The sequence below is a fragment of the Anabaena catenula FACHB-362 genome, from assembly GCF_014698735.1.
GTDB classification, from domain to species: Bacteria; Cyanobacteriota; Cyanobacteriia; order Cyanobacteriales; family Nostocaceae; genus Anabaena; species Anabaena variabilis_A.
The window spans coordinates 401,273-422,690 of sequence record NZ_JACJTQ010000001.1 but is presented as its reverse complement, the minus strand read 5'-3'; the positions used below and the strand labels follow the sequence as shown (position 1 = coordinate 422,690).

At 38.2% G+C, this 21,418-nt stretch carries 18 protein-coding genes; 10 read left to right on the top strand and 8 right to left on the bottom strand.

Going from position 1 to position 21,418, the window contains the following annotated elements:
- Positions 1 to 5 precede the first annotated feature (5 nt).
- Positions 6 to 794 (top strand): hypothetical protein, encoded by a 789-nt coding sequence (locus tag H6G68_RS01875; protein WP_190905067.1) that lies wholly within the window; start codon positions 6 to 8, stop codon positions 792 to 794.
- Between the two features lie 3 nt (positions 795 to 797).
- Here the strand turns inward: H6G68_RS01875 and murJ are convergent, their stop codons facing one another.
- The 5 genes from murJ to H6G68_RS01850 form a co-directional block, all read right to left on the bottom strand.
- Positions 798 to 2,402, bottom strand: coding sequence for a murein biosynthesis integral membrane protein MurJ (gene murJ / locus H6G68_RS01870; protein ID WP_190905066.1), 1,605 nt, complete (start codon positions 2,400 to 2,402; stop codon positions 798 to 800).
- A gap of 164 nt (positions 2,403 to 2,566) precedes the next feature.
- Positions 2,567 to 3,499, bottom strand: coding sequence for a hypothetical protein (locus H6G68_RS01865; protein ID WP_190905065.1), 933 nt, complete (start codon positions 3,497 to 3,499; stop codon positions 2,567 to 2,569).
- A gap of 115 nt (positions 3,500 to 3,614) precedes the next feature.
- Positions 3,615 to 4,124: a pentapeptide repeat-containing protein gene (locus H6G68_RS01860; protein WP_190905064.1), complete on the bottom strand. Its 510-nt coding sequence runs from the start codon at positions 4,122 to 4,124 to the stop codon at positions 3,615 to 3,617.
- A gap of 53 nt (positions 4,125 to 4,177) precedes the next feature.
- Positions 4,178 to 4,354: a hypothetical protein gene (locus H6G68_RS01855; RefSeq protein WP_190905109.1), complete on the bottom strand. Its 177-nt coding sequence runs from the start codon at positions 4,352 to 4,354 to the stop codon at positions 4,178 to 4,180.
- Positions 4,345 to 5,862: an LCP family glycopolymer transferase gene (locus H6G68_RS01850; RefSeq protein WP_190905063.1), complete on the bottom strand. Its 1,518-nt coding sequence runs from the start codon at positions 5,860 to 5,862 to the stop codon at positions 4,345 to 4,347. The genes H6G68_RS01855 and H6G68_RS01850 overlap by 10 nt, the downstream gene beginning before the upstream one ends.
- A gap of 238 nt (positions 5,863 to 6,100) precedes the next feature.
- Between H6G68_RS01850 and H6G68_RS01845 the strand changes: the two genes are divergently transcribed.
- From H6G68_RS01845 to H6G68_RS01830, 4 genes are all read left to right on the top strand, one after another.
- A complete protein-coding gene (locus H6G68_RS01845) occupies positions 6,101 to 7,165 on the top strand; it encodes a mannose-1-phosphate guanylyltransferase (protein ID WP_190905107.1) in 1,065 nt (354 codons plus the stop codon).
- 258 nt (positions 7,166 to 7,423) lie between these two features.
- Positions 7,424 to 9,067: an ABC1 kinase family protein gene (locus H6G68_RS01840; protein WP_190905062.1), complete on the top strand. Its 1,644-nt coding sequence runs from the start codon at positions 7,424 to 7,426 to the stop codon at positions 9,065 to 9,067.
- Between the two features lie 275 nt (positions 9,068 to 9,342).
- Entirely contained in the window at positions 9,343 to 11,016 is a 1,674-nt protein-coding gene (locus tag H6G68_RS01835) for an AAA-like domain-containing protein (RefSeq protein ID WP_242045100.1), read from the top strand.
- 221 nt (positions 11,017 to 11,237) lie between these two features.
- The gene (locus H6G68_RS01830) at positions 11,238 to 12,218 is read left to right on the top strand and encodes an ABC transporter ATP-binding protein (protein WP_190905061.1); all 981 of its coding nucleotides are present in this window, start codon (positions 11,238 to 11,240) and stop codon (positions 12,216 to 12,218) included.
- Positions 12,219 to 12,383: 165 nt separating this feature from the next.
- On the opposite strand, the gene holB is transcribed toward H6G68_RS01830, so the two are convergent.
- Together holB and tmk are read right to left on the bottom strand one after the other, a co-directional pair.
- Positions 12,384 to 13,346 (bottom strand): DNA polymerase III subunit delta', encoded by a 963-nt coding sequence (gene holB, locus H6G68_RS01825; protein ID WP_190905060.1) that lies wholly within the window; start codon positions 13,344 to 13,346, stop codon positions 12,384 to 12,386.
- A 175-nt stretch (positions 13,347 to 13,521) separates the two neighbouring features.
- Positions 13,522 to 14,151, bottom strand: coding sequence for a dTMP kinase (gene tmk / locus H6G68_RS01820; protein ID WP_190905059.1), 630 nt, complete (start codon positions 14,149 to 14,151; stop codon positions 13,522 to 13,524).
- A gap of 54 nt (positions 14,152 to 14,205) precedes the next feature.
- On the opposite strand from tmk, the gene H6G68_RS01815 reads away from it, so the two are divergent.
- A complete protein-coding gene (locus tag H6G68_RS01815) occupies positions 14,206 to 17,028 on the top strand; it encodes an ATP-binding protein (RefSeq protein ID WP_190905058.1) in 2,823 nt (940 codons plus the stop codon).
- A gap of 227 nt (positions 17,029 to 17,255) precedes the next feature.
- On the opposite strand, the gene H6G68_RS01810 is transcribed toward H6G68_RS01815, so the two are convergent.
- On the bottom strand, positions 17,256 to 17,735 hold the full coding sequence (locus H6G68_RS01810) for a P pilus assembly/Cpx signaling pathway, periplasmic inhibitor/zinc-resistance associated protein (RefSeq protein ID WP_190905057.1): 480 nt from the start codon (positions 17,733 to 17,735) through the stop codon (positions 17,256 to 17,258).
- Positions 17,736 to 18,037: 302 nt separating this feature from the next.
- Here H6G68_RS01810 and H6G68_RS01805 point away from each other — a divergent pair, with 302 nt between their 5' ends.
- From H6G68_RS01805 to H6G68_RS01790, 4 genes are all read left to right on the top strand, one after another.
- Positions 18,038 to 19,243 (top strand): sensor histidine kinase, encoded by a 1,206-nt coding sequence (locus tag H6G68_RS01805; RefSeq protein ID WP_190905056.1) that lies wholly within the window; start codon positions 18,038 to 18,040, stop codon positions 19,241 to 19,243.
- On the top strand, positions 19,243 to 19,905 hold the full coding sequence (locus tag H6G68_RS01800; RefSeq protein WP_190905055.1) for a response regulator: 663 nt from the start codon (positions 19,243 to 19,245) through the stop codon (positions 19,903 to 19,905). The genes H6G68_RS01805 and H6G68_RS01800 overlap by 1 nt, the downstream gene beginning before the upstream one ends.
- 540 nt (positions 19,906 to 20,445) lie before the next feature.
- Positions 20,446 to 20,916, top strand: a complete 471-nt coding sequence (locus H6G68_RS01795) for a hydrocarbon-binding protein (protein ID WP_190905054.1) — start codon at positions 20,446 to 20,448, stop codon at positions 20,914 to 20,916.
- Between the two features lie 104 nt (positions 20,917 to 21,020).
- On the top strand, positions 21,021 to 21,392 hold the full coding sequence (locus H6G68_RS01790) for a roadblock/LC7 domain-containing protein (protein ID WP_127052581.1): 372 nt from the start codon (positions 21,021 to 21,023) through the stop codon (positions 21,390 to 21,392).
- The last annotated feature ends 26 nt before the right edge of the window (positions 21,393 to 21,418 follow it).

Here is a 21,418-nt window from a genome sequence, read left to right as displayed (position 1 = left end):
TTTAAGTGACTCATCAAGCACAAAGATATTTAACTCAAACAATATTTTCTGGTAATTCGTCAGTTGCAACAGTTGAACAACATTCTCTCAATCAATCACAAGCATCTGGCTTGTCTAGGTGTTTAAAAAACGATGCTATCAGTTATCTATATTCATCTATAGTTTCTCTAGGTGATGCAACTTTTGGCATCAATAGAAATTTGTTAACATGGGCGACTGTCAAATTATATTATGCTACTTTTTATGCGCTTAGGTCTCTCTTAGCTATGAATGATATTTGTATATTTTATGTAAAAAGTTCGCCTACTAAAACTATACCCTTCACCGTGAATGCACAAGTATCATCAACTCCTAAGAAAGCGAAAATTCCGGGAACACATAAGCTAGTAATTGATACTTTTATAAAAACCAATATAGAACCTCTATTAGTTTCTCAGCAAATTGAATTACAAGAACCTTTGGAATGGTTAATGGAAAAACGAGAACAAGCAAATTATAAAAATGCTAAATTTTATGAACCTCAAGTACCTAAACACTTTGAAAAAATTATCAATTTTGGATTGAGAAGAGTAATACATGAATATTTAAGCGATCCTCTAAATTTATATTTATTTGATCCAGATCATGCTATTCTTGCATATCCTCTTAAAACCATTCAAATTACATACAATAAAATTCTAGCTACAGGAAACATGGCTTTTGTCAAAGATGAAATTAAATATTTATGTCAATTATTTAGCGATGACAAAGGTCTAATTCCCGATATGTACAACCTCCTGATGAATAAAAAATAAAACCTACCTCTTCAAAAACTTCTGCCGCATCTTCACCACAAAACTATTAACCTCCGGTATTCTCAACCAAGCTGCAAAAACAGCAAACACCCCAATTCCTACCAAACCAGAAATAGACAACTCAACCAACAAAATAACTAAACCCTTATTTCCCAAAACCTGCTGACAAGCAACCAAAGTCCCATAACTTGCAACACCAGCAACCACACTACCCGCAGTTAAACCCAGAATTGGTAAACTCCATTCCCGCAAAGGTAAACCGTTCAATTTACGATTTAGCAACCACAATAACATTAATATTGAGCTACAATTTACTCCCACTGTTGCTAACACCAAACCAGGAGCGCCAAAAGGCTTAACCAAAATAAAATCTAAACCAACATTGAGTAAAATATTAAAAATGCTAATTCTAAAAGGTGTTTGTCCATCACCTAAAGCATAAAATACTCTGACTAAAACATCACGCGCCAAATAGACAAACATCCCAATTCCATAAGCAACTAACAGAGAAGAAACTAACTGTGTAGCTTCTTGTTTAAATGCTCCCCGTTGATAAATTACCTGCACAATTGGCTCAGATAAAGCTATCATTAACGCACCCAAAGGTAGCATCGTCACAGCAGTAAGTAAAAGTCCTTGACGAATGCGTAATTTTAAATCTAGCCAGTTTTCTGGTTCTGCTAATTTTGCAAATATGGGTAATAATGGCAGTAAAATGATATTAGAAATAATTCCTAACGGAGTTTGTACTAATAAATTAGCATAGTTAAAACCTGCTGCTGCACCTTTAATTGGACTGGCAAAATATAAATCTGTGGCAACATTAATCGGCATCATTCCTGAAGAAATTGTTGCCGGAGTCATGATTTTAATTACTTCTTGAACTGCGGGAGATTTAAAATCAAATCTCAGTTTTAATGTTCCTAAACCTAACCGCCATTGAACAATTAATTGTACTGCCCATTGCAAAACTGCTCCGGCTAAAGTTCCCCAAGCTAACACCATGCCACCGATTAAAGCATATTCTGGCTTGATGATATCTTTGCCATATTGCAAAGTTAAAATACCAATACCTATAACTACGGTAATACTAGATAATAAAGGACTAATTGATAGTAACCAATATTGATTGGCGGCGTTGAGAGTACCAAAACCAATGCCAATTAAACCGGCGAATAAGGCCATGGGAGCCATTATTTGCAATTGACGAATTGCAATTTCTCTCGTGGTAGGCTCTAACCCATACCCAACTATATCAATGATTGGTTCTGCCAAGAAAATCTGAGCAACTGTCACCACCAACAGCAACCCACCGACGATGGTTGTCACCGTTTCTACTAAAGGTGCGGCTTCTTCCCGTTTGCGCTTGGCTAAAACGCTAACAATGGCACTATGAAGAGGACCATTGACACCACCTAGTAAAATTAACAAAAAGCCGGGGATAATATAGGCGTAACTGTAAGCAGTAGCAGCAGCACCAACACCGAAAGCAGCTGCTATGGCTTGTTGTCTTACTAAACCAAAGATTTTACTAATTAACGTCGCTGCGGCAACAATACCAGCAATGCCCGCGAAAGAACGAGAAGGTTTTTGTTCTGATTGTGTCACTAATAATACCCGAAAACTCTTGCAGAGTGTATATCTAAGAATATTTAACCTGAAATCTTAACATCTGTCAGGTAAATTTTGATAAGTTAAGTTAGTAATTTAGCATCTGATGAGCAATGCTGACTACTGCGGCTATCCTATTTTGGTTATAGGGAAAACAGGTACTATTTTTGACTGAGAAAACTTTTGACAATATTAACTATTTGTTGTTTCTCTTCAAACCCAGAACTATAGACATGACTTAAAGGTACAATTTCTCCTGATTCTAAAATTAAAATCACTCGATAAGTAAATCTACCTTCATCAGAATCAGAACTTTCAACTTTAATATTAACAATTTCATTTAATGAGTACTGAGAAAAACCCTTGCCAAATATTCCAAACCATCGGTAGCGGCTCAGAATTAGGCTATTTGCTTCTTTATTTAAATTGCAGCTAATAAATAAACCTGCTCCTATTATTATTAGAGCTAATAAACTAAAAAATACTGTTATTGCAACTATAATTGATCTATCATCTTTCTGAACTATTAATTTCTTTTCTGATGGCTGCGCCAAAAAATTATTAATTTGTGATATTATTGACTTTAACTCTTCATAACTAAAGCTACCAGCTCTGTATGCTTGTGTAAAAGGAACACTTTCTGTATTGGTGATTAACTGAATTCGATATTCATAGTAAATTTTTCCATCGCTATCAGTCTCACTTTGTTTTTCCAAATTAGCTCCAATTAATTCAGAAATATGTTTCTGGCTTCTTTCATGACTAAACCAATCTAATTCTATCAATTGACATATAAGTGATGATGTCTTCTGCTCAGTGCTTTTATCAATAATTGGAATATCTATATTTTGTGGAACACGGTCACAATTAAGCTGTGTGATAGGTGTACCGATCAAGATAGAATATAAGCCAATTATTGCTATTTGTCCAATAAACAAACCAATAAACCGAAGTAACTTGGGTTGAATAGTAAAGTCCAATTTAGCTTGTGTTTGCTCATCAACTTTGATCGTCTTACCCTTTATAAAATACCAATATAACCACAAGTTGGTAACCAATAATATAGCTTGTAAGGGAAGATATTTACTATCCATATTTAAGTACCTCAGTCGTAGGGTGCGTATAGCCCTACGGGCATGGCTGCGCTAGAGCGACAGCGTAATGCACTGATTCCCAGATTTTGATGTGTTACACGAACGCTAACATACTCTATTCCCTACAACCCAAACTATCCCGTGTAGAAATACCAGTTACAGGATTAACACCATCTGCCCGTTCACACAATAAGGATACTTGATAACGGTCAATCAAAGCATCAGTAAAATCAGCACCTGTGATATCCGCGTCATAAAAACGACTCCGGGTTAAAGTTGCTTCTGTGAAAATGGCATTCTTCAGATTAGCACCATCCAAGGTCACTCTATCAACTAAAGCACCTGTTAAATTTGCATCTGCTAAATTTGCTTTTAACAAAACGCCTTTAGTTAAAATCGCGTTAGTTAAATTCGCACCTTGAAAATTTGCCCCTCGCATTTCGGCTGCGACAAAAGTCCCACCTACTAAATCAGCATGAGAAAAATCACCATTTTCTAAAGAGGCGTTGTTATAGTTGATGGTGTTGACTTGAGCAAAAGCAGGTTTGGGATTAATAATTACCCAGAATAAAGCCAACATCAAAATCAATATTAAACTTAATAATCTCAACAAAATCTTTTTCATAAGTTTATTAATTTTCTTTTGTAGGGGTAAAGCGCAATGCTAAACCCTTACTATTACTTTTTTTTGCCAATGACCAATGACCAATGACCAATGACCAATGACCAATGACCAATGACCAATGACCAATGACCAATGACCAATGACCAATGACCAATCACCAATGACCAATGACCAATCACCAATGACCAATGACTAATGACTAATGACCAATAACCAATGACTATTTCCAATCTTTACCAATCCGAATTGTCAAGTCAGATTCTAAATCTCCAGTTGCTGACACGTCGATTTGACCCAAGCCTAAGACTTGTTGTAAGTCAACTCCTGTTTGATGAGTTCCTTTCTGGACAATTATTTGAGTTTGACGTTGGGTATCAGGCCAATCAGGAACGGTGTAAATATTTGTAAAACCTTTTTGTTTGAGATAGGTAATAACTTGTTCCGTTAACTGAGGTTGATTGGAAGCATTTTGAATAGCAATTTTGAGGCGATACACAGGTCTTAAATCTGGCTTCAGACCGGGTACATTCACCCCAACATAATCATTCAATAAGCTTTGTTGTCCATTCATATTCAGCCAATAGCTATTGGGGTCTTTACTGAATTTGCTGAATGTACCTGGTAACATGGTTAATTGAAAATTATCCCGCTCTACCTTCTCGGCAAAATGAGCCAACGCCATCATTTCTTGCATTTTCAGGTTGGTGTCAAAATACTTTCGCATAATGCGAGTTAATTGGGGCAACCTGGGTAAAACTGTGGGACTATTCATTTGTTGCAGCAAAGCGGTTATGAGTGCTTGTTGTCGCTGCACTCGTGGTAGATCCCCTAAACCTGTTTCCCTAAATCTGGCAAATAATTCGGCTTGTTCACCATTAAGAGTCTGCCAACCACTGACTAAATTTACCGATAAACCACCTGCTTGATCTTTATAATTCATCTCTTGGGGTACAAATACATCTACCCCACCCAACTGATCAACTAATTGTCTCAGTCCACTAGTAGAGATGCGAATATAGCGATCAATGGGCGCATTGTTCAAGGTGCGGCTAACTACCCGTGCGGCTAATACTGGACCACCTTTGGCATTAGCTTCAGATACCTGAGTTAGTCCCTGTTCGGGGATCGAGATCATCGTCCCTCTGGGAATTGAAAGCACGCGAATAGATTGATCGCTGGGATTTAGCCGTATTAGTAACATCGTATCGCTGCTACCGGCAAAACTTTCTGGGGAGCCATCAACAGTACCCTTAACTGGTTCAATACCCATAACTAAAATGTTCATGGGTTTTGTTAGTTGGTACTTATGGTGGTGATTGGAGAGTGTACTCCATAAAGACCCAGGTACTTTTACCTGATCTTTAGTATTAGAGGCAAAATCATCATCTTTGACCTGATCTAAATTACTCCACAGAGGAGTCCAAAGTGCTAAACTTGATACTAGCAACCCGGATAAAATGATCCCTAAAACAAAGGTTAATATCCACAGTAGCCAGTGGGGCATCGTCAAACCCAACCGCTCATATATCTGGTTAGGAAGCGCACCCACTGAATCGATGACATTCCGAGAATCATTTATTGGCGGCTTTGGGATTGCCTCTGCCTCTGATTCTGGGACTTGTTGAGGTATGACCTGATTTTCTGTCCGTGGAAATTGTGGCGATCGCACTCCTGGATCTAAAGCTGGTACTTGCTGAGGTATAACTTGATTTTCCGACCATTGAACTTGTTTTATCACAATTCTCTCCCCACTCAACCACTCCCTAAAGGTATGTTAATCCAAGCTACAAATTTTGCCAGAGTAATATGTATCTGTAAGAATTTTAGATTTCCGAAAAGCCGAGTTTAGATTTTTTGGGTACGGTAGCCCTCTTAGTTTTAACTAGGTGATAAATAAAACATTTAAAAAACACTATCCCAACCAAAATTGAATGAATGTACACTTGTATTGTTCTGCAACAGGTGTATATGACAACATGAATAGTTTACTGATCCCTGTAATTCTTGCCGGCGGCAAAGGTGAGCGTTTTTGGCCTCTCAGTCGCCGCAACCGACCCAAGCAATTTTTAAGTCTCGATGGTAGTTCTAGAAGCTTACTCCAAGGAACTGCTGATCGACTACTAACACTTGCAGGTGGTTGGGATCACCTGTGGGTAATTACTTCTAGTCAAATAGCTCAAGGAGTACGAGAACAACTACCCAATCTACCAGAGCAAAATTTGCTGATCGAATCAGAAGGTAGGGATACAGCTGCTGCCGTTGCTTGGACAAGTTTGGAAATTAAAAAGCGTTACGGAGAAGATGCTGTAATTGGCTTTTTCCCTGCTGACCACTGGATTGCTGATCAAGATGCGTTTGTACATACCTTGAGTGCAGCTACCGAGCTTGCGACTAGCACAGCAGCGATTGTCACGTTGGGGATCAAGCCTACTTTCCCATCAACTGGTTACGGCTACATTGAACAAGGTGAAAAGATTGGTAGCTTTAATGCGTTGCCAGCTTATCACGTCAACCGCTTTACTGAAAAGCCCAACCGGGAAACGGCAGAAACTTTTTTATCTACGGGACAATTTAGCTGGAATAGTGGTATGTTCGTCTTCCGGGCTGGAGTCGTTCTGGAAGAACTGCGTACCCATGCCTCAGAAATTATCGAACCCTTAGAGCAACAAGGCCCTGATATATACCCCCGGTTGCCTAAAAAAAGTATAGATTACGCGTTGATGGAAAAAACAAGTCTAGCATATGTTTTACCAGTGGAATTTGGTTGGGATGATTTAGGCGATTGGAATGCGATCGAACGCTTACTCAAAAAAGAAAATCATCCTAATGTTGAATTAGCTACTCATGTAGGACTAGATACTGAGGGAGCGATTATTTATGCCTCCAATCCAGATGATGTAGTTGTGACTATTGGGCTAGATGATGTGGTCATTGTGCGCGATCGCAATGTTACCCTGATAGTAAAAAAGGAACGTACCCAAGAAATTAAGCAGATCCTCAAAATCCTGCAAAGTGATCCCCGGTTTACTAACCTATTGTAAAAGTTAACACCCTTGGTAGAGGCTCAAAAGTCTTGTTCCCAATTATAACTAGATTGTCTATAGTATTCTGTGACATTTAGCTTAAGCAACAACTTTGAGCCTTGAATCTTGGGGATCACTATGAAATTCACTTTTTGTTAAACAAAAACATATTTCTTAATCAAAGATAATGGGTAAAAAACCAGTAGGCAAGAGTTTTTTTGAAATTTTTAAGTTTTAATTTTTAATCTTTAATTTTTTGTCTTCATTTCCCAAAAAATGTTCCTAACCCAAACTGTTCCCCGACAACGAGAAATTATTGAAGTAGTCCTCCGCAACGGCTGGGACTATATGCGAAGGTTGCTCACCGGTGGTAAAGCTGATCAACCCCAACTACCTACACCTGCGGTCTTAAAAAACATCTTGGTGGATTTGGGGCCAGTTTATGTCAAACTCGGACAGCTACTTTCTACCCGTCCAGATTTACTTAGCGCTGGTTACATTGAAGAACTCTCAACTCTTCAAGACGAAGTACCGCCAGTTCCTTGGTCTGAAGTAGAAGTAGTGATCCGTAAACAGCTAAAACGCCCACTAGAAGAAACCTTCAACACAATTAATCATGTCCCAGTAGCGGCGGGATCAATTGCTCAAACCCATCGCGCCACTTTAGCAGACGGAAGGGAAGTTGCTCTTAAAGTCCAACGTCCGGGAATCGATGCGACGATTGCTCAAGATATTGCTTTAATTCAAGGGATCGCGGATTTAGTCGCGCGGACTGATTTTGGCCAAAATTACGACATCAAATCCACTGCTGAAGAATTTACTAAAGCCCTAGAAGCTGAATTAGACTTTACACGAGAAGCAGGTTTTACAGACCAACTACGGCGTAACTTATCCCAAAGTCGTTGGTATGATCCCACACAAATAGTAGTTGCAGAAATTGACTGGGATTTGACAACAGAAAAATTATTGGTGATGGAGTGGCTAGATGGGGTTCCCCTGCTGTCAGCCGATTTAAGCAAGGAAGATCCTAAAGATGCTGTCGCCAAACGAACGGCGATCACTACCTTATTATTTAGAGTATTTTTTCAGCAACTATATATTGATGGCTTTTTTCACGCTGATCCCCATCCAGGTAACTTGTTTTATCTCACATCAGGACGTGTGGCGCTGTTAGACTGTGGTATGGTGGGCAGACTTGATCCCCGCACCCAGCAAATCTTAACAGAAATGTTGTTAGCAATTGTAGATTTAGATGCTCAGAGGTGCGCTCAGTTAACTTTACAACTTTCAGATTCTGCTCAACCAGTCATTTTGTCCCGGTTAGAAAATGATTATGACCGGATGTTGCGAAAATACTACAATGCCAGCTTGACTGATATCAATTTCAGTCAGATAATTTATGAAATTTTACAAATTGCCCGCAATAATAAAATTCGCTTACCTAGCAATATGGGCTTGTATGCTAAAACCTTAGCAAATTTAGAAGGGGTAGCGCGTACCTTTAACCCAGAAGTGAATTTATTTGATGAAATTAAGCCATTAATCACAGACTTGTTTCGTCAGCAGTTATTGGGAGATAATCCAGTGCGATCGCTCTTACGCACCGCTTTAGATATCAAAAGTCTCTCTTTACAATCTCCCCGCCAAATTGAACTATTCTTAGACCGTGTAACATCAGAAACCTTTCAGTGGAACTTATCACTTCAGGGTTTAGACGGTATGCGCCGGACAATGGATGATGTCGCTAACCGGCTTTCTTTTAGTATATTAGTAGGTTCCCTGATTATGGGTGCAGCTATTATTTCTAGTCAAGCTCAAACATCTCAGTTATCATTTGTTAGTAATGTTCTATTTGCTGCGGCTAGTTTGTTAGGCTTGTGGTTAATTATTAGTATTTTGCGCTCAGGACGTTTAAGGTAACTTAATTAACTTAGCTACGGTGGGCAATACCAGATGGCAAATGTTAACTTTTATATATAATTTTCACAAGGGGCTAACATAAGCTCAGATTACTTAGATAATTATACCTAAATACAGCAGATTGCAGATCAATGAGGTACAGAATCAAAATTGAAACCTATACACCAAGCCAGTTTTACTCCTGACTCCTGACTCCTGACTCCTGAATTCTGCTGTAATTATTTTGAATTGATGGATGTAATATCACATTAATTTCAGTTGACAAACAAATATTCATGTTAAATCAACAAGGTATATTCCAAATGGAGGAAAATATCCCTTTACCTGGTGATCCGCTGCCATTCAATTCCCGATTTTACATTGAACGTCCTCCAATTGAAAGTGATGCTTATAAAGAGTTGAGCAAACCTGGGGGATTACTACGCATTAGAGCATCTTGCAATATGGGCAAAAGTTCCTTGATGTTACGGTTAATTCACCAAGCCATGAATCAAGGATACCTAATAGTGAGTATAGATTTTCAACAGGCAGATAGCCAAATTTTTACTAGTCTTGACAAATTTTTGCGCTGGTTTTGTATTAATATTGCTCGTCAGTTGTCCCTTACACCAAATCTAAACGATTATTGGGATGAGGACATCGGGAGTAAAGTTAGTGCTTCAGTTTATTTTGAGGGATATTTATTAAAACACATTCAGAGTCCATTAGTGTTAGTTCTGAATGAAGTCAATTATATTTTTGAACATCTGCAAATTGCTAAGGATTTTTTGCCTTTGTTAAGAAGTTGGCATGAAAAAGCCAAACAAACTAAAATTTGGCAAAAATTGCGTCTGGTAGTAATTCACTCTACAGAAGTTTATATTCCTTTAAATGTAAATCAATCTCCCTTTAATGTGGGGTTATGCTTAAAAATACCAGAATTTAATGCAGAGCAAGTAACAGAATTTGCTAGACGACACGAACTGAATTGGTTTGATAGTAGTGCAGTAAAACAATTAATGGAGCTTGTTGGTGGACATCCTTATTTAATTCATCTAAGTTTATATCATCTCCAGCAACAAAAAATTTCTTTTCCAGAACTACTAGCAACTGCTATCAGCCACAACGGCATTTATAGTAATCATTTAAGGTATTTATTGACGATATTACAAAGTAATAAAGAATTATCTAAAGCTTTTGATCAAATTATAAATTCCCAAAAATCCACCCATATATCTGCGAATTTAATTTATAAATTAGATAGTTTGGGACTTATTAAAAAATTAGGAAGTGATAATTTTCAACCTGCTTGTGAAATGTATCGTTTATTTTTTCAAAAAGAAAACTTAATAGCAGAAAATAATACTTATATTCGTTTAGCAAAACTAGAAGAAGAAAATGAAAAATTAAAAATTTTAGTGAATATTGATAAACTGACTCAAATTGCTAACCGGAGGTATTTTGATAATCGCTTCCAATTAGAATGGGAAAGAATGGAAAGTACCCAAGAACCCATAGCCTTGATATTAGCAGATATAGATAAATTTAAACTTTTTAATGATACCTATGGACATCAAGCTGGAGATGATTGTTTAAGTCAAGTTGCTCAAGCAATTAATTCAGTAATCAAACGAGCAGATGATTTAGTTGCTCGTTATGGTGGTGAAGAATTTGTTGTAATTTTACCACAGACTGACGCTAAAGGAGCGATAATAATTGCGGAAGAAATTAGAGAAAAAGTCAAATTATGGCACATTAAAATTCCTAGCTTCACTAAATATAGTCAAGAAATAAATGTAGCTAAGGTAACAATTAGTTTAGGAATTGCCTGTATTATCCCTCAAGCCTCTCTAGGTTTAAAGGAATTATTTGAAGCAGCTGATCAAGCACTATATCAAGCCAAGCAAGTGGGGCGCGATCGCACTATTTTGAGTTCAAAATTTTGTTATTATAAACCAGGTTATAAATGATACTTCTATATTACTTTTATTGATGGGGATACCCCACAACCTTCTTAAGTCATTAATTAAATTATACTTATAATTGGCTGAGGGATTATTTACAGCATCGTCAAGAATTAGTAAAAAATGATTCCACTAGAGAGAAGCTTTCTGAACACCATCTGTGCGATCCTTAGTAGGAGGCAGAAATCAGAAAGCAGAAGGCATAAGGTAGAAGGAAATAATTTTTTATGTCAATTATCATCGCTGAAAACCTGAGTAAATCTTATCCAGTAGCCATTAAAGAGCCGGGTATTCGTGGAACCATCACCCACTTTTTTCACCGTACCTATCGGCACATTAACGCAGTTCAGGATGTATCATTTGAAATTGCTCCCGGTGAAGTAGTTGGTTTTTTGGGACCAAATGGTGCTGGTAAAACCACTACCCTGAAAATGCTCACAGGGCTAATTCATCCTTCTAGCGGTACAGTCAGAGTAGCTGGACAAGTTCCCTTTCGTCGTCAAGAAGCATTTTTGCAAAAAATCACCTTAGTGATGGGACAAAAACAGCAGTTAATTTGGGATTTACCCGCATTAGATTCTCTAAAAATTAACGCCGCAGTTTACAACATTTCTGATAAAGAATTTCATCGTCGAGTTGGTGAATTAACAGAAATGCTTTCTTTAGAAGGGAAGCTTAACCAACCAGTCAGAAAACTTTCATTAGGTGAACGGATGAAAGCCGAACTGTTAGCAGCACTTTTACACCGTCCCCAAGTTTTATTTTTAGATGAGCCAACTTTAGGATTAGATGTAAATGCTCAAGTTGGAGTCCGCGACTTTTTAAAAGATTACAATCAGCTTTATCAAGCGACTGTATTATTAACAAGTCATTACATGGCGGATATCACAGCTTTATGCCAAAGAGTGCTGGTAATTCACCAAGGAAAATTAATGTATGATGGTAGCTTAGATGGACTATTGGAAAACTTCGCCCCTTACCGAGAAATCTATGTCGAATTAGCTCAAGCACTACCAGCAGAAAAACTTATGTCCTATGGTGATATCCAACTTTTAGAAGGTCGAGCCGTGCGGTTTATAGTCCAGCGAGAGGCACTTACCAGCACCGTATCACAAATTTTAGCTGATTTGGAAGTTATTGATTTAACAGTAACTGAACCACCTGTAGAAGAAGTAATTGGACGAGTTTTTAAGACTGGGTTTGTATAGCAGGAGTCAGGAGTCAGGAGTCAGGAGTCAGGAGTAAAACCCGCTTGTAGTGGGAGTTTCATTATCAATTGATGTCCTAACCACCCTGTCCACGGCTATATAAGTAAAAAACAAAATTAAATTCATTCGTCGAGAGAGGGAACTCTTAACAGAAAAACAAACAGACTAAGGGTTGGTGTAACTACGCGACATCTGAAATATTGACAAAAATGTGCATTCCCAAACTAAGCGGGGTTGAGCATAACAAAGTAGATTTTTGCGAGTTTTTTCTAATTGTTCAATAATACTTGGTTGATGTATTTGCTGCCAGTAAGATTGTTGTAGATAATCAATTAACCATAATTGGGCTTCTGTATCTAATTCTTTATCAATTTTTTTGGCTAATTCCAAGGCATTGCGATAAGATGTAGGTGTTTTTGTTACCTGTTGGAGTAACTCACTGGGAATTGTTTGTAATTGCTGATAAGATGCGATCGCACTTCCTGGACTACCAGCAGCTAAACTCAAGACTTCTGGATGCTGCAAAATCTCTTCATTTCCTGTTTGTGTCAATACTTGAGCAACCCCAGACCTATCCAAACGATAAAAAGGAATCTTTTGACAGCGTGATACCAAAGTTGGTAACACAGATTCAGGTGAAGGTGCAATCAAAATTAATGTCGCCTGTCCAGGTTCTTCTAAAGTTTTCAACAAAGCATTTGCAGCCGATTCCGCCATCGTTTCCGCCTGTTCTAATACAACCACATTTCTAGAAGCTTCCAAAGGTGGACGGGAAAGAAATTGAGTAATTTCCCGAATTTGTTCTAGGCGAATTACAGGAGGTGCTTTCCGTTTAACTCCTTTCTCTGCTGCTTCTGCTGCTGTGAGTCGTTGTCCTTGATATTGGTAAGTTGGTTCTACCCAAAACAAAGACGGGTGATTTCCTTGACGGATACGGTTTTGTAAAGTGGGAATTTGATGTGGTTCTACAGAACTAGAAAACAGCAATTCAATAAAACATCTTGCGGCTAAACTTCTTCCCACACCTTCAGAACCAACAAACATATAAGCTGGTGCAATTCGGTTTTGCTTGACAGCTTGGGTTAATAATTCTATTGCTTGTTTTTGTCCTATTAATGGTGAAAACATAATTCGTACTCTCAAACTCTTACTCTCTGAGCCTCCCTTCGGGTGATGCCTCCGGCACACCTTCGGTGAACACCAGTCGCCTGCGGAGGGAAACCCTCCTGTAGCGCTGGTTCACTGCGTCTCTGCGTGAGACAAATTCCATACATTCACTCAGCAACGCCCCTCTAGTATTCAATTACGAATTAAACAAGCGCGCCTTTAAAATTTCCTGGATCATGTTTTGGACAACTTCTTGACTCAAACTTCCATCTACTCGGAAAATTCTTGATGGGTAAGTTGCAGCTAATTCTGTATATCCTTGTTGTACACGACGATGAAAAGCAATTGTTTCCTGTTCAATACGGTCTAGTGTAGCTTGACCACGTTTGCGAGATAGTCCCACCTCGACATCGACATCTAGCCAAATAGTCAAGTCGCTTTCTAAACCATCGGTAGCAATGTTATTAAGCTGATTAATTATACTCATACTTAAACCCCTGCCATAACCTTGATAAGCAATGGTAGAGTCAGTATAGCGATCGCACAAAATATATTTCCCTACTGCTAAATTCGGCTTTAGTTCCTGTTCAATGTGTTGCGCCCTATCAGCAGCATACAACAGTAATTCTGTCACTTCCCCAACAGGCTTGTCCTCTGATTTTTCCAGTAATAGTCGGCGTAAATGTGAACCCAACTCCGTTCCCCCTGGTTCACGAGTTAGAATCACAGATACGCCTTGACTTTCTAGCCATAAACTACACATCTCCATCTGAGTAGTTTTACCACAGCCTTCCACTCCTTCAAATACAATTAATTTACCACTCATGTTTTGAAATTTTTCTCCTACCGATTTTTTTACCCTAAGACAGAATGGAGATTTATGTCACGTTCCCATAGTCCAGTTGATCATCAGTTTGCATTCCAAAGCTTACCAAGAAGTATGAGTACTTTGGAAACCTGGACTTTTGGTGTTACAAACCATCTCAGTTGGATAACATTAGTCCCAACTATTCATGCGGATTTGGGAACAGCAGCTATTTTCGTTTGGGTTCCCGCTGTCATAGTCGGGATGTTAGTCAACTATCAAGTCAAACATCTAGGTAGAAATTTTTTAAATGTAGCTGGGGGAACTCCTAACTACATCACTCGTTTGTGGCAAGGCTACCCCATTATTGCCCGCTATGCCGCCATTGGATATTTCATATCGTGGCTTTCCGTAGTGCCACTCAACTCGGTGGTACTCACAAATATGATTACTTCTAATCTAGAAGTACTGGGTATTCCCTGTCCAGCGCTAATTTTTAAACTCGGTTTTACCTTATTACCCTTTATTGTGGCCTTTAGTGGCAGTCGTGCCTTAAGTATTTTACATCTATTATTTTCACTTCCTGCCTTACTTTTGCTTTTATTATTCTGTTTGCAAGGATTGGGTTTTTTAGTTTTCTCTCCCAATAGTCCCAGCTTTTTTCCTCAGCATTGGACATCGTTAAATTTTATAGATTGGGCTAAGTGGTTCTTTTTCCTCAGCTATACCACCTACAGTTGTGAAACTGTTTCATCATTTGTAGCTGATAGTCGTCACCCCAAACAAACTTTAAATTTTCTCGACATAGCCGCTTGGTTAATGCTGCCCATTTTTATCGGTGGTTCTTGGGTAATTATCCGATTATGCACCATTGAAGGTCTAGAAGATAATCCTTATCTTAATTTTGCCGTAGCATCGGTATCATTTTGGGGAGACTTTGGACCGATAACCGTAACTTTTTTACTGACTAGTTGCTGTTTACTAGGTTCAGCAACCGCAATTTCTAATTCACCCCGAATTATCTACCAGTTAGCTATAGATAAACACTTAGCACCAGTCTTTTCTCTAGTTTCATCTCGTGGGGTATTTGGTTCATCTCTGGTTTTGAGTTTATGCATCAGCATGATCTATTTTCTTTGGGGAGACATATCTCAAATTGTCATAGTAGGAAATGTAGCCTGGTTTTTAGCGTTCATGCTCATGCATTTAGGGTTATGGAAAAAACGAAATCAACCAGATATATTGTGGCCAAAACTATCTTTAGTCTTTTTTATCATAGAAGCCGTAATTCTATTAGTGACTGCCTATGCTTGGGGTTGGCAAGATTTTCTAGCAGGATTGTTAGCGCCCTTTGTTGTATTGCTGATTGATGCCTTAGTGCGTTATCTTCCCATTCCTATTTTCCGTTACCATTGGTGGATAAAGCTGTATAAATCACATCGGCAAACCTCAATTAAAGACCCCCTAGCTATACAAGTGGGGATATTAATGTTTCTACTCTGCGGTGCTGTTTTGGTGGGTTGCTTATTTGTTTGGTTATTGAATGTGGCCCCGATCACAACCGTGAAAAATCTGGTTGTTATTTTGTTGATAACAGTAGCATTTGTAGGAGTTGCGATCGCTTGTTGGACAAGTTTACCCCAAGTAGTTGCTCTAGCAGAAGCACGAGAAGCAGCAGAACACTTATTTACTGTTGCCCAAGATGGAATTTTAGTAGTAGATGAACAGGGTATTATCCGCCAAGCAAACCCCGCAACAGAAGATTTTTTTGGTTGTAATCCATCGCAATTATTGGGACATCACCTGCAAAAATTCCTGCCCGAATTAACCGCATATCCAGAACAATGGAACAAACGAGGGGAACATACTCTATGCGATTATCAGAAAATCAGAACTTTGGAAGTTTCCATCTCAGATCGACCACATCACGATTTTCAAGAATATGTAGTCATTGTCCATGACATTACCCAACGCAAGCAAGCTGAAGAAATATTGCTAAATTCAGAAGCTCAATTACGCCAAGAGGCACAACAATTAGCTACTCAATTGGTGCAAAGTGAAAAAATGTCAAGTTTAGGACAATTGGTAGCAGGTGTAGCCCATGAAATCAACAACCCAGTTAGCTTTATTTATGGCAACCTCACTCCAGCTAATTTATATATTCAAGATCTAATTAAACTCATACAACTTTATCAGCAATACTATCCCCAGCCGAATGCAGAAATACAAAATGAAATTGAAACTATCGATCTCGATTTTATCATGGTGGACTTGCCTAAATTACTAAATTCAATGAATGTTGGCGCACAAAGAATTAAAGAAATCGTCGTATCTCTGCGAAACTTTTCTCGTTTGGATGAAGCAGAAATGAAAGCTGTGAATATCCATGAAGGTATTGATAGCACACTGATGATTTTACAAAGTCGTCTCAAGGCTACATCTAACCGTCCAGAAATTGAAATTATTAAAGAATACGCTAATCTACCGCTGGCAGAGTGCTACGCTGGACAACTCAATCAAGTATTTATGAATATTATTGCTAATGGGATTGATGCTATAGATGAGTCATCTGTATCCGGTCAATGGTCAATGGTCAATGGCAAAACAATTGATAATCCCAAAATAGAGATTTATACCGAAATTACTAGTGACCAAGAAGTAATAATTGGCATCAAAGATAATGGTTCTGGCATTAATGAAAATGTCCAGAAGCATTTATTTGAACCATTTTTCACTACAAAACCAGTGGGGAAAGGTACAGGATTAGGCTTATCTATTAGTTATAAAATTATTACCGAAAAACATGGAGGTAATTTAAAATGTCTTTCTGCACCTGGTATTGGCACAGAATTTGTGATTATTATTCCCTTAAAACAAAAAAAATTGCCGCCTAAATAATCATTGAAGTGCAGAAATTGGGATGGAAAGCATTTTCGTAACTTCCTCTAATCCCTACATTCTGCTTTCCTCGGTTCTGATAATGATACCGATTTTACACTCCCCGGTTTAAAGACACGGGGATTCTACATTCATCGTCATTTAAGAACAAAGCCATAGAAAAAGAGAGTTTCAACCCTATTCCCTATTCCCTGTTCCCTGCTGTAAGTATTCAACGGGACACGATATTATTGGGAATTACGTTGTTGACGGCGCGATTGTCTATTCTCCCAACTTTGCTTGAGTTGTTCCCGCTGTGCTGGAGTTAGGACTGCTTGCATTTTTTGTTTTGAAGACTTTTTGATTTCACTGATTCGGGTTTTCTGCGCTTCAGTCAGATTTAGAGAAGCGAAAGGCTCTTTTTTACCTTGACGCTCACCTCTTTGCTGTGGAGACTGACTCCGACGGGCTTCCATTGCTGCTTTTAGCTGTTGTTTTTGTTCTGTCGTCAGAACTTTGTCAATTTCAGCGCGTGTATCACGGCCAATTTTCTGCATTTCGGTTTTTTGTGCCTCAGTTAGTCCCAGCTTTTGCCAAGGACCCTTTTCTGCAAATTGTTTACCTGGTTGGCCTGAAGGGGGAGTTTGTTGTGCTTGGGCTGCAAAGGGAATTGCAGTTACAGTAAGCGCAAGCGCAGCAGCCATAAATGATAATGTTTTGAGTTTCATAAATAAGCTTGTGTTTTTTTAGTTCGATGTCACTATCATAAGAATTTATCTCAGCAACTACATGAGGATAAAGTCACGTCTACACCCATGACTAAAGTAATGTTTTAGTCCTGACAAAGGTGACTAGTTATAAAGTAGAAATTAAAGTAAGTGTACTTATATATTAAACCAAACTCAAATAATTCGTAATTCGTAATTCGTAATTCGTAATTCGTAATTCGTAATTATCTCTCCTGCTCCCTGCTCCCTGCTAGAAAGCCCCCTGCCTGATCCCAACGATAATTATTTACGCCTACCTACTTATGTCTCCCCCAATTCAGGTTAATAATCATCCCTTTCGCTTTCTGCTTTATTTAGAGTGGGCATTACTGGGGCTTTCGGTATTGATGGTAATCATACCCTCCCCATCGCCTCGATTTTCTGTGCATTTCCCAGAATTGACTATTTGTAGCTTGGCTATTTTTGGCTTGATGGGCTTAAGATTACCGACGAATAATAATCTTTCTAAAGTAATATATACAGCTAGTGAAGTTGTCCTAATTTTAATAATTGGCTTTTTCGGTGGTAAAACTACTAGACTTTTTCCCTTTCTTTATCTCATTTTAGTAACTCGCAGTTGTTTGATTTTTCAGTTACCTGGACGTTTGACTGTAACTTTTTCATCATTTATATTATTTTTGATCACACTTAATAATCGCTCAACGCCTTTTAGATTATCTCCATTAGCTCAAGAACGGTTTCGGTTTTTTAGTTTTAGTTTAACAATTTTATTCGGGTTAAGTTTAGTATTTGTCTTGCTGTTGATGAATGCAGTATTATCTGAACGTCAAAGTCGAGAAAAACTAGCTATTGCTAATGAAAAACTACGTCAATATGCTCTGAAAATTGAAAATCAAGCTACCCTAGAAGAACGTAATCGCATTGCTAGGGAAATTCATGATTCCTTGGGACATTCTCTAACTGCTTTAAATCTACAATTAGAAACTGCTTTAAAGCTAGCAAAGTCTGATATACCTAGAGCTTTGACATTCTTAGCAACAGCTAAAGAGCTAGGGTCAAAAGCATTGCAAGATGTACGTCACTCGGTTTCCAAAATGCGTTCACACCCTTTACAAGAGCAATCTTTAGAACAGGCAATTGGTATTTTGGCGGATGAGTTTCAACGCTCAAATAATGTTTTAATCAAGTGCAATATTTTCCTAGAATTTCCCTTGCATAGTGAAATAATTAACCCCATTTATCGCATTATTCAAGAATCATTGACGAATATTTCTAAATATGCACAAGCTTCCGAAGTTAAATTAGAATTAATTACAACAACAGCAGCTTTAAAACTAATAGTTGAAGATAATGGTAGAGGTTTTGATGTACAACAAAATACTACTGGCTTTGGTTTACAAAGTATGCGCGATCGCACTTTATCACTGGGAGGAGAATTTACAATTAACAGCGCTCATGGTTCTGGTTGTCAAATAATAGTTGATATTCCCTTATCTCGGTCAAAATAATGATTAAAGTCTTACTTGTAGATGACCAAAGTTTAATTCGTCAAGGTTTAAGAGCATTATTAGAATTAGAAGTCGATTTAGAAATAGTTGGAGAAGCAGAAAATGGTGAAAATGCCATTAATTTGGTTGAACAATTACAGCCAGATGTAGTTTTAATGGATATCAGAATGCCGATCATGGATGGAGTTGCAGCTACAAAAGAAATTCAAAAACGCTTTCCTAATACTAAAGTTTTAGTATTGACAACTTTTGACGATGATGAATATGTGAAAGCAGTTTTACAGAATGGTGCAATGGGTTATTTACTCAAAGATACACCCTCAGAAGAGTTAGCTGTTGCCATTCGCGCTGTTGATAAAGGCTATTCTCAACTAGATCCAGAAATAGTTAAAAAACTGTTGACTCAATTTCCTTCCAGTTTATCCAAGCCGACAACATCTGTACCACCGAGTTTAGCTGAACTGACACCCAGAGAGAAAGAGGTTTTGCGGTTAATTGCTACAGGTGCTAGTAATCGAGAAATCGCCCAGGAACTCTACATATCTGAGGGAACAGTCAAAAATCATGTCACCAATATTTTAAACCGATTAAATTTGCGCGATCGCACTCAAGCCGCTATTCTTGCCAATACATTCTCATCCTACTTGGAACAAGATACTTGATTTCAGTATTACCTGTATTTCTAAAAATTACTGCCATTTCAGTTACTTAGGATACGTCCTATATTTTACGTAGTAGCATTATTACTGAATTAAATTAATACGCAATAATTAAGGACAGACTAGAATCTGCAAGTCCCTCACACAAGGGCGGAAATAAAACTACCATTAAGAATTACTAAAAAACCTGTGTAATCTGCTGTTTTAATTTTTAAGTTTTAATTCCGAGAGAGCGGTAGTAGGCTTTAGCTTAAATCCCACATTCTTTACCCTGTATAAGTCTCAAAGCCTAAGCCAAAAATAGTAATCCCTTATATTTGCTTAACTTATGACTGATATAACAAAAACTAAATTCAGTAATTTCTCGGTATTATATTAACCATTATTTCAGCATAATTGAGTCAATAGGGAACTGAGCCAGACGCATTCATTTACACAGTCATACTCTAGTGAAAATAAAAAGAGGAGCTATAAACACAGCCAAGTTAAAATTTTCCCCCTGTTTAAACACTGTAGTCCTCAAAATAAAATCGGGGTAAATATATGCCAGATTTATTAAGGCCACAACTAGGAGATTTCAATAGCATTGTCTGCTTCAAAGCAGTAATTGTCGGCATGGAAGATGCCTTAGGAGAAAAAGCCACAGCTATTGCTTTAACCACAGCAGGGCGATCGCGGGGGAAAAAACTAGCGACAGATTTGGGTTTAGTGGGAACAGTAAATACCTTAGATGATGTAGCAGCTAAATTGTCCCACGCATTAGGTAAAGAAGGAACTAAACTCTGTATTATTGAGAAAATTGTTACACATGGTGAGACTATTAGAGTATACACATCTGAAACCGTTTGTTCAGCAGGTGAACCACAAAATTCACAACGCAAGTGTACCTTTACAATGGGTGCAGTTTGGGGCGCTTTAGAACAAGTAATTGGTAAGCGTTTTAGAGGAGTGCATACCGATTCTGTGTTAAGGGGCAGTAATCACGACGTATTTGAATTTACACCTTTAGACTAAAAAGTCTCTAACTTGAATTACAGATCAAGAATTTAATGAATTAGGAATTGATAAAAATTCCTGACTCAGTCCCAAATATAAACCAACCTGGAGCAGAAATTATTATGGCAATCAACACAGAAAAACTGAGCATGATTTTACAGCACTTTGTGACTGCTACTACTGACGTTCAAGGAGCAGCACTTGTTACTCCCGATGGTCTACCTTTGAGCGCAAGTCTACCAGGTGGGATGGATGAAGAACGTGTCTCAGCAATGTCAGCATCTATGCTGTCCCTAGGTGAACGGATTGGGGTTGAGTTAGCTAGGGGAAACGTAGACCGAATCTTTGTAGAAGGTAACAAAGGCTTTGGTATCTTGACAGGTTGTGGTGAAGATGCGGTATTGCTGGTATTGGCTAGTGAAACTGCAAAACAGGGATTACTCATGCTAGAAATCAAACGAGTTCTTGCAGAACTAAAACTAGTTTTAAGCTAAATGATCCATACTAAAGCCAACTCAAT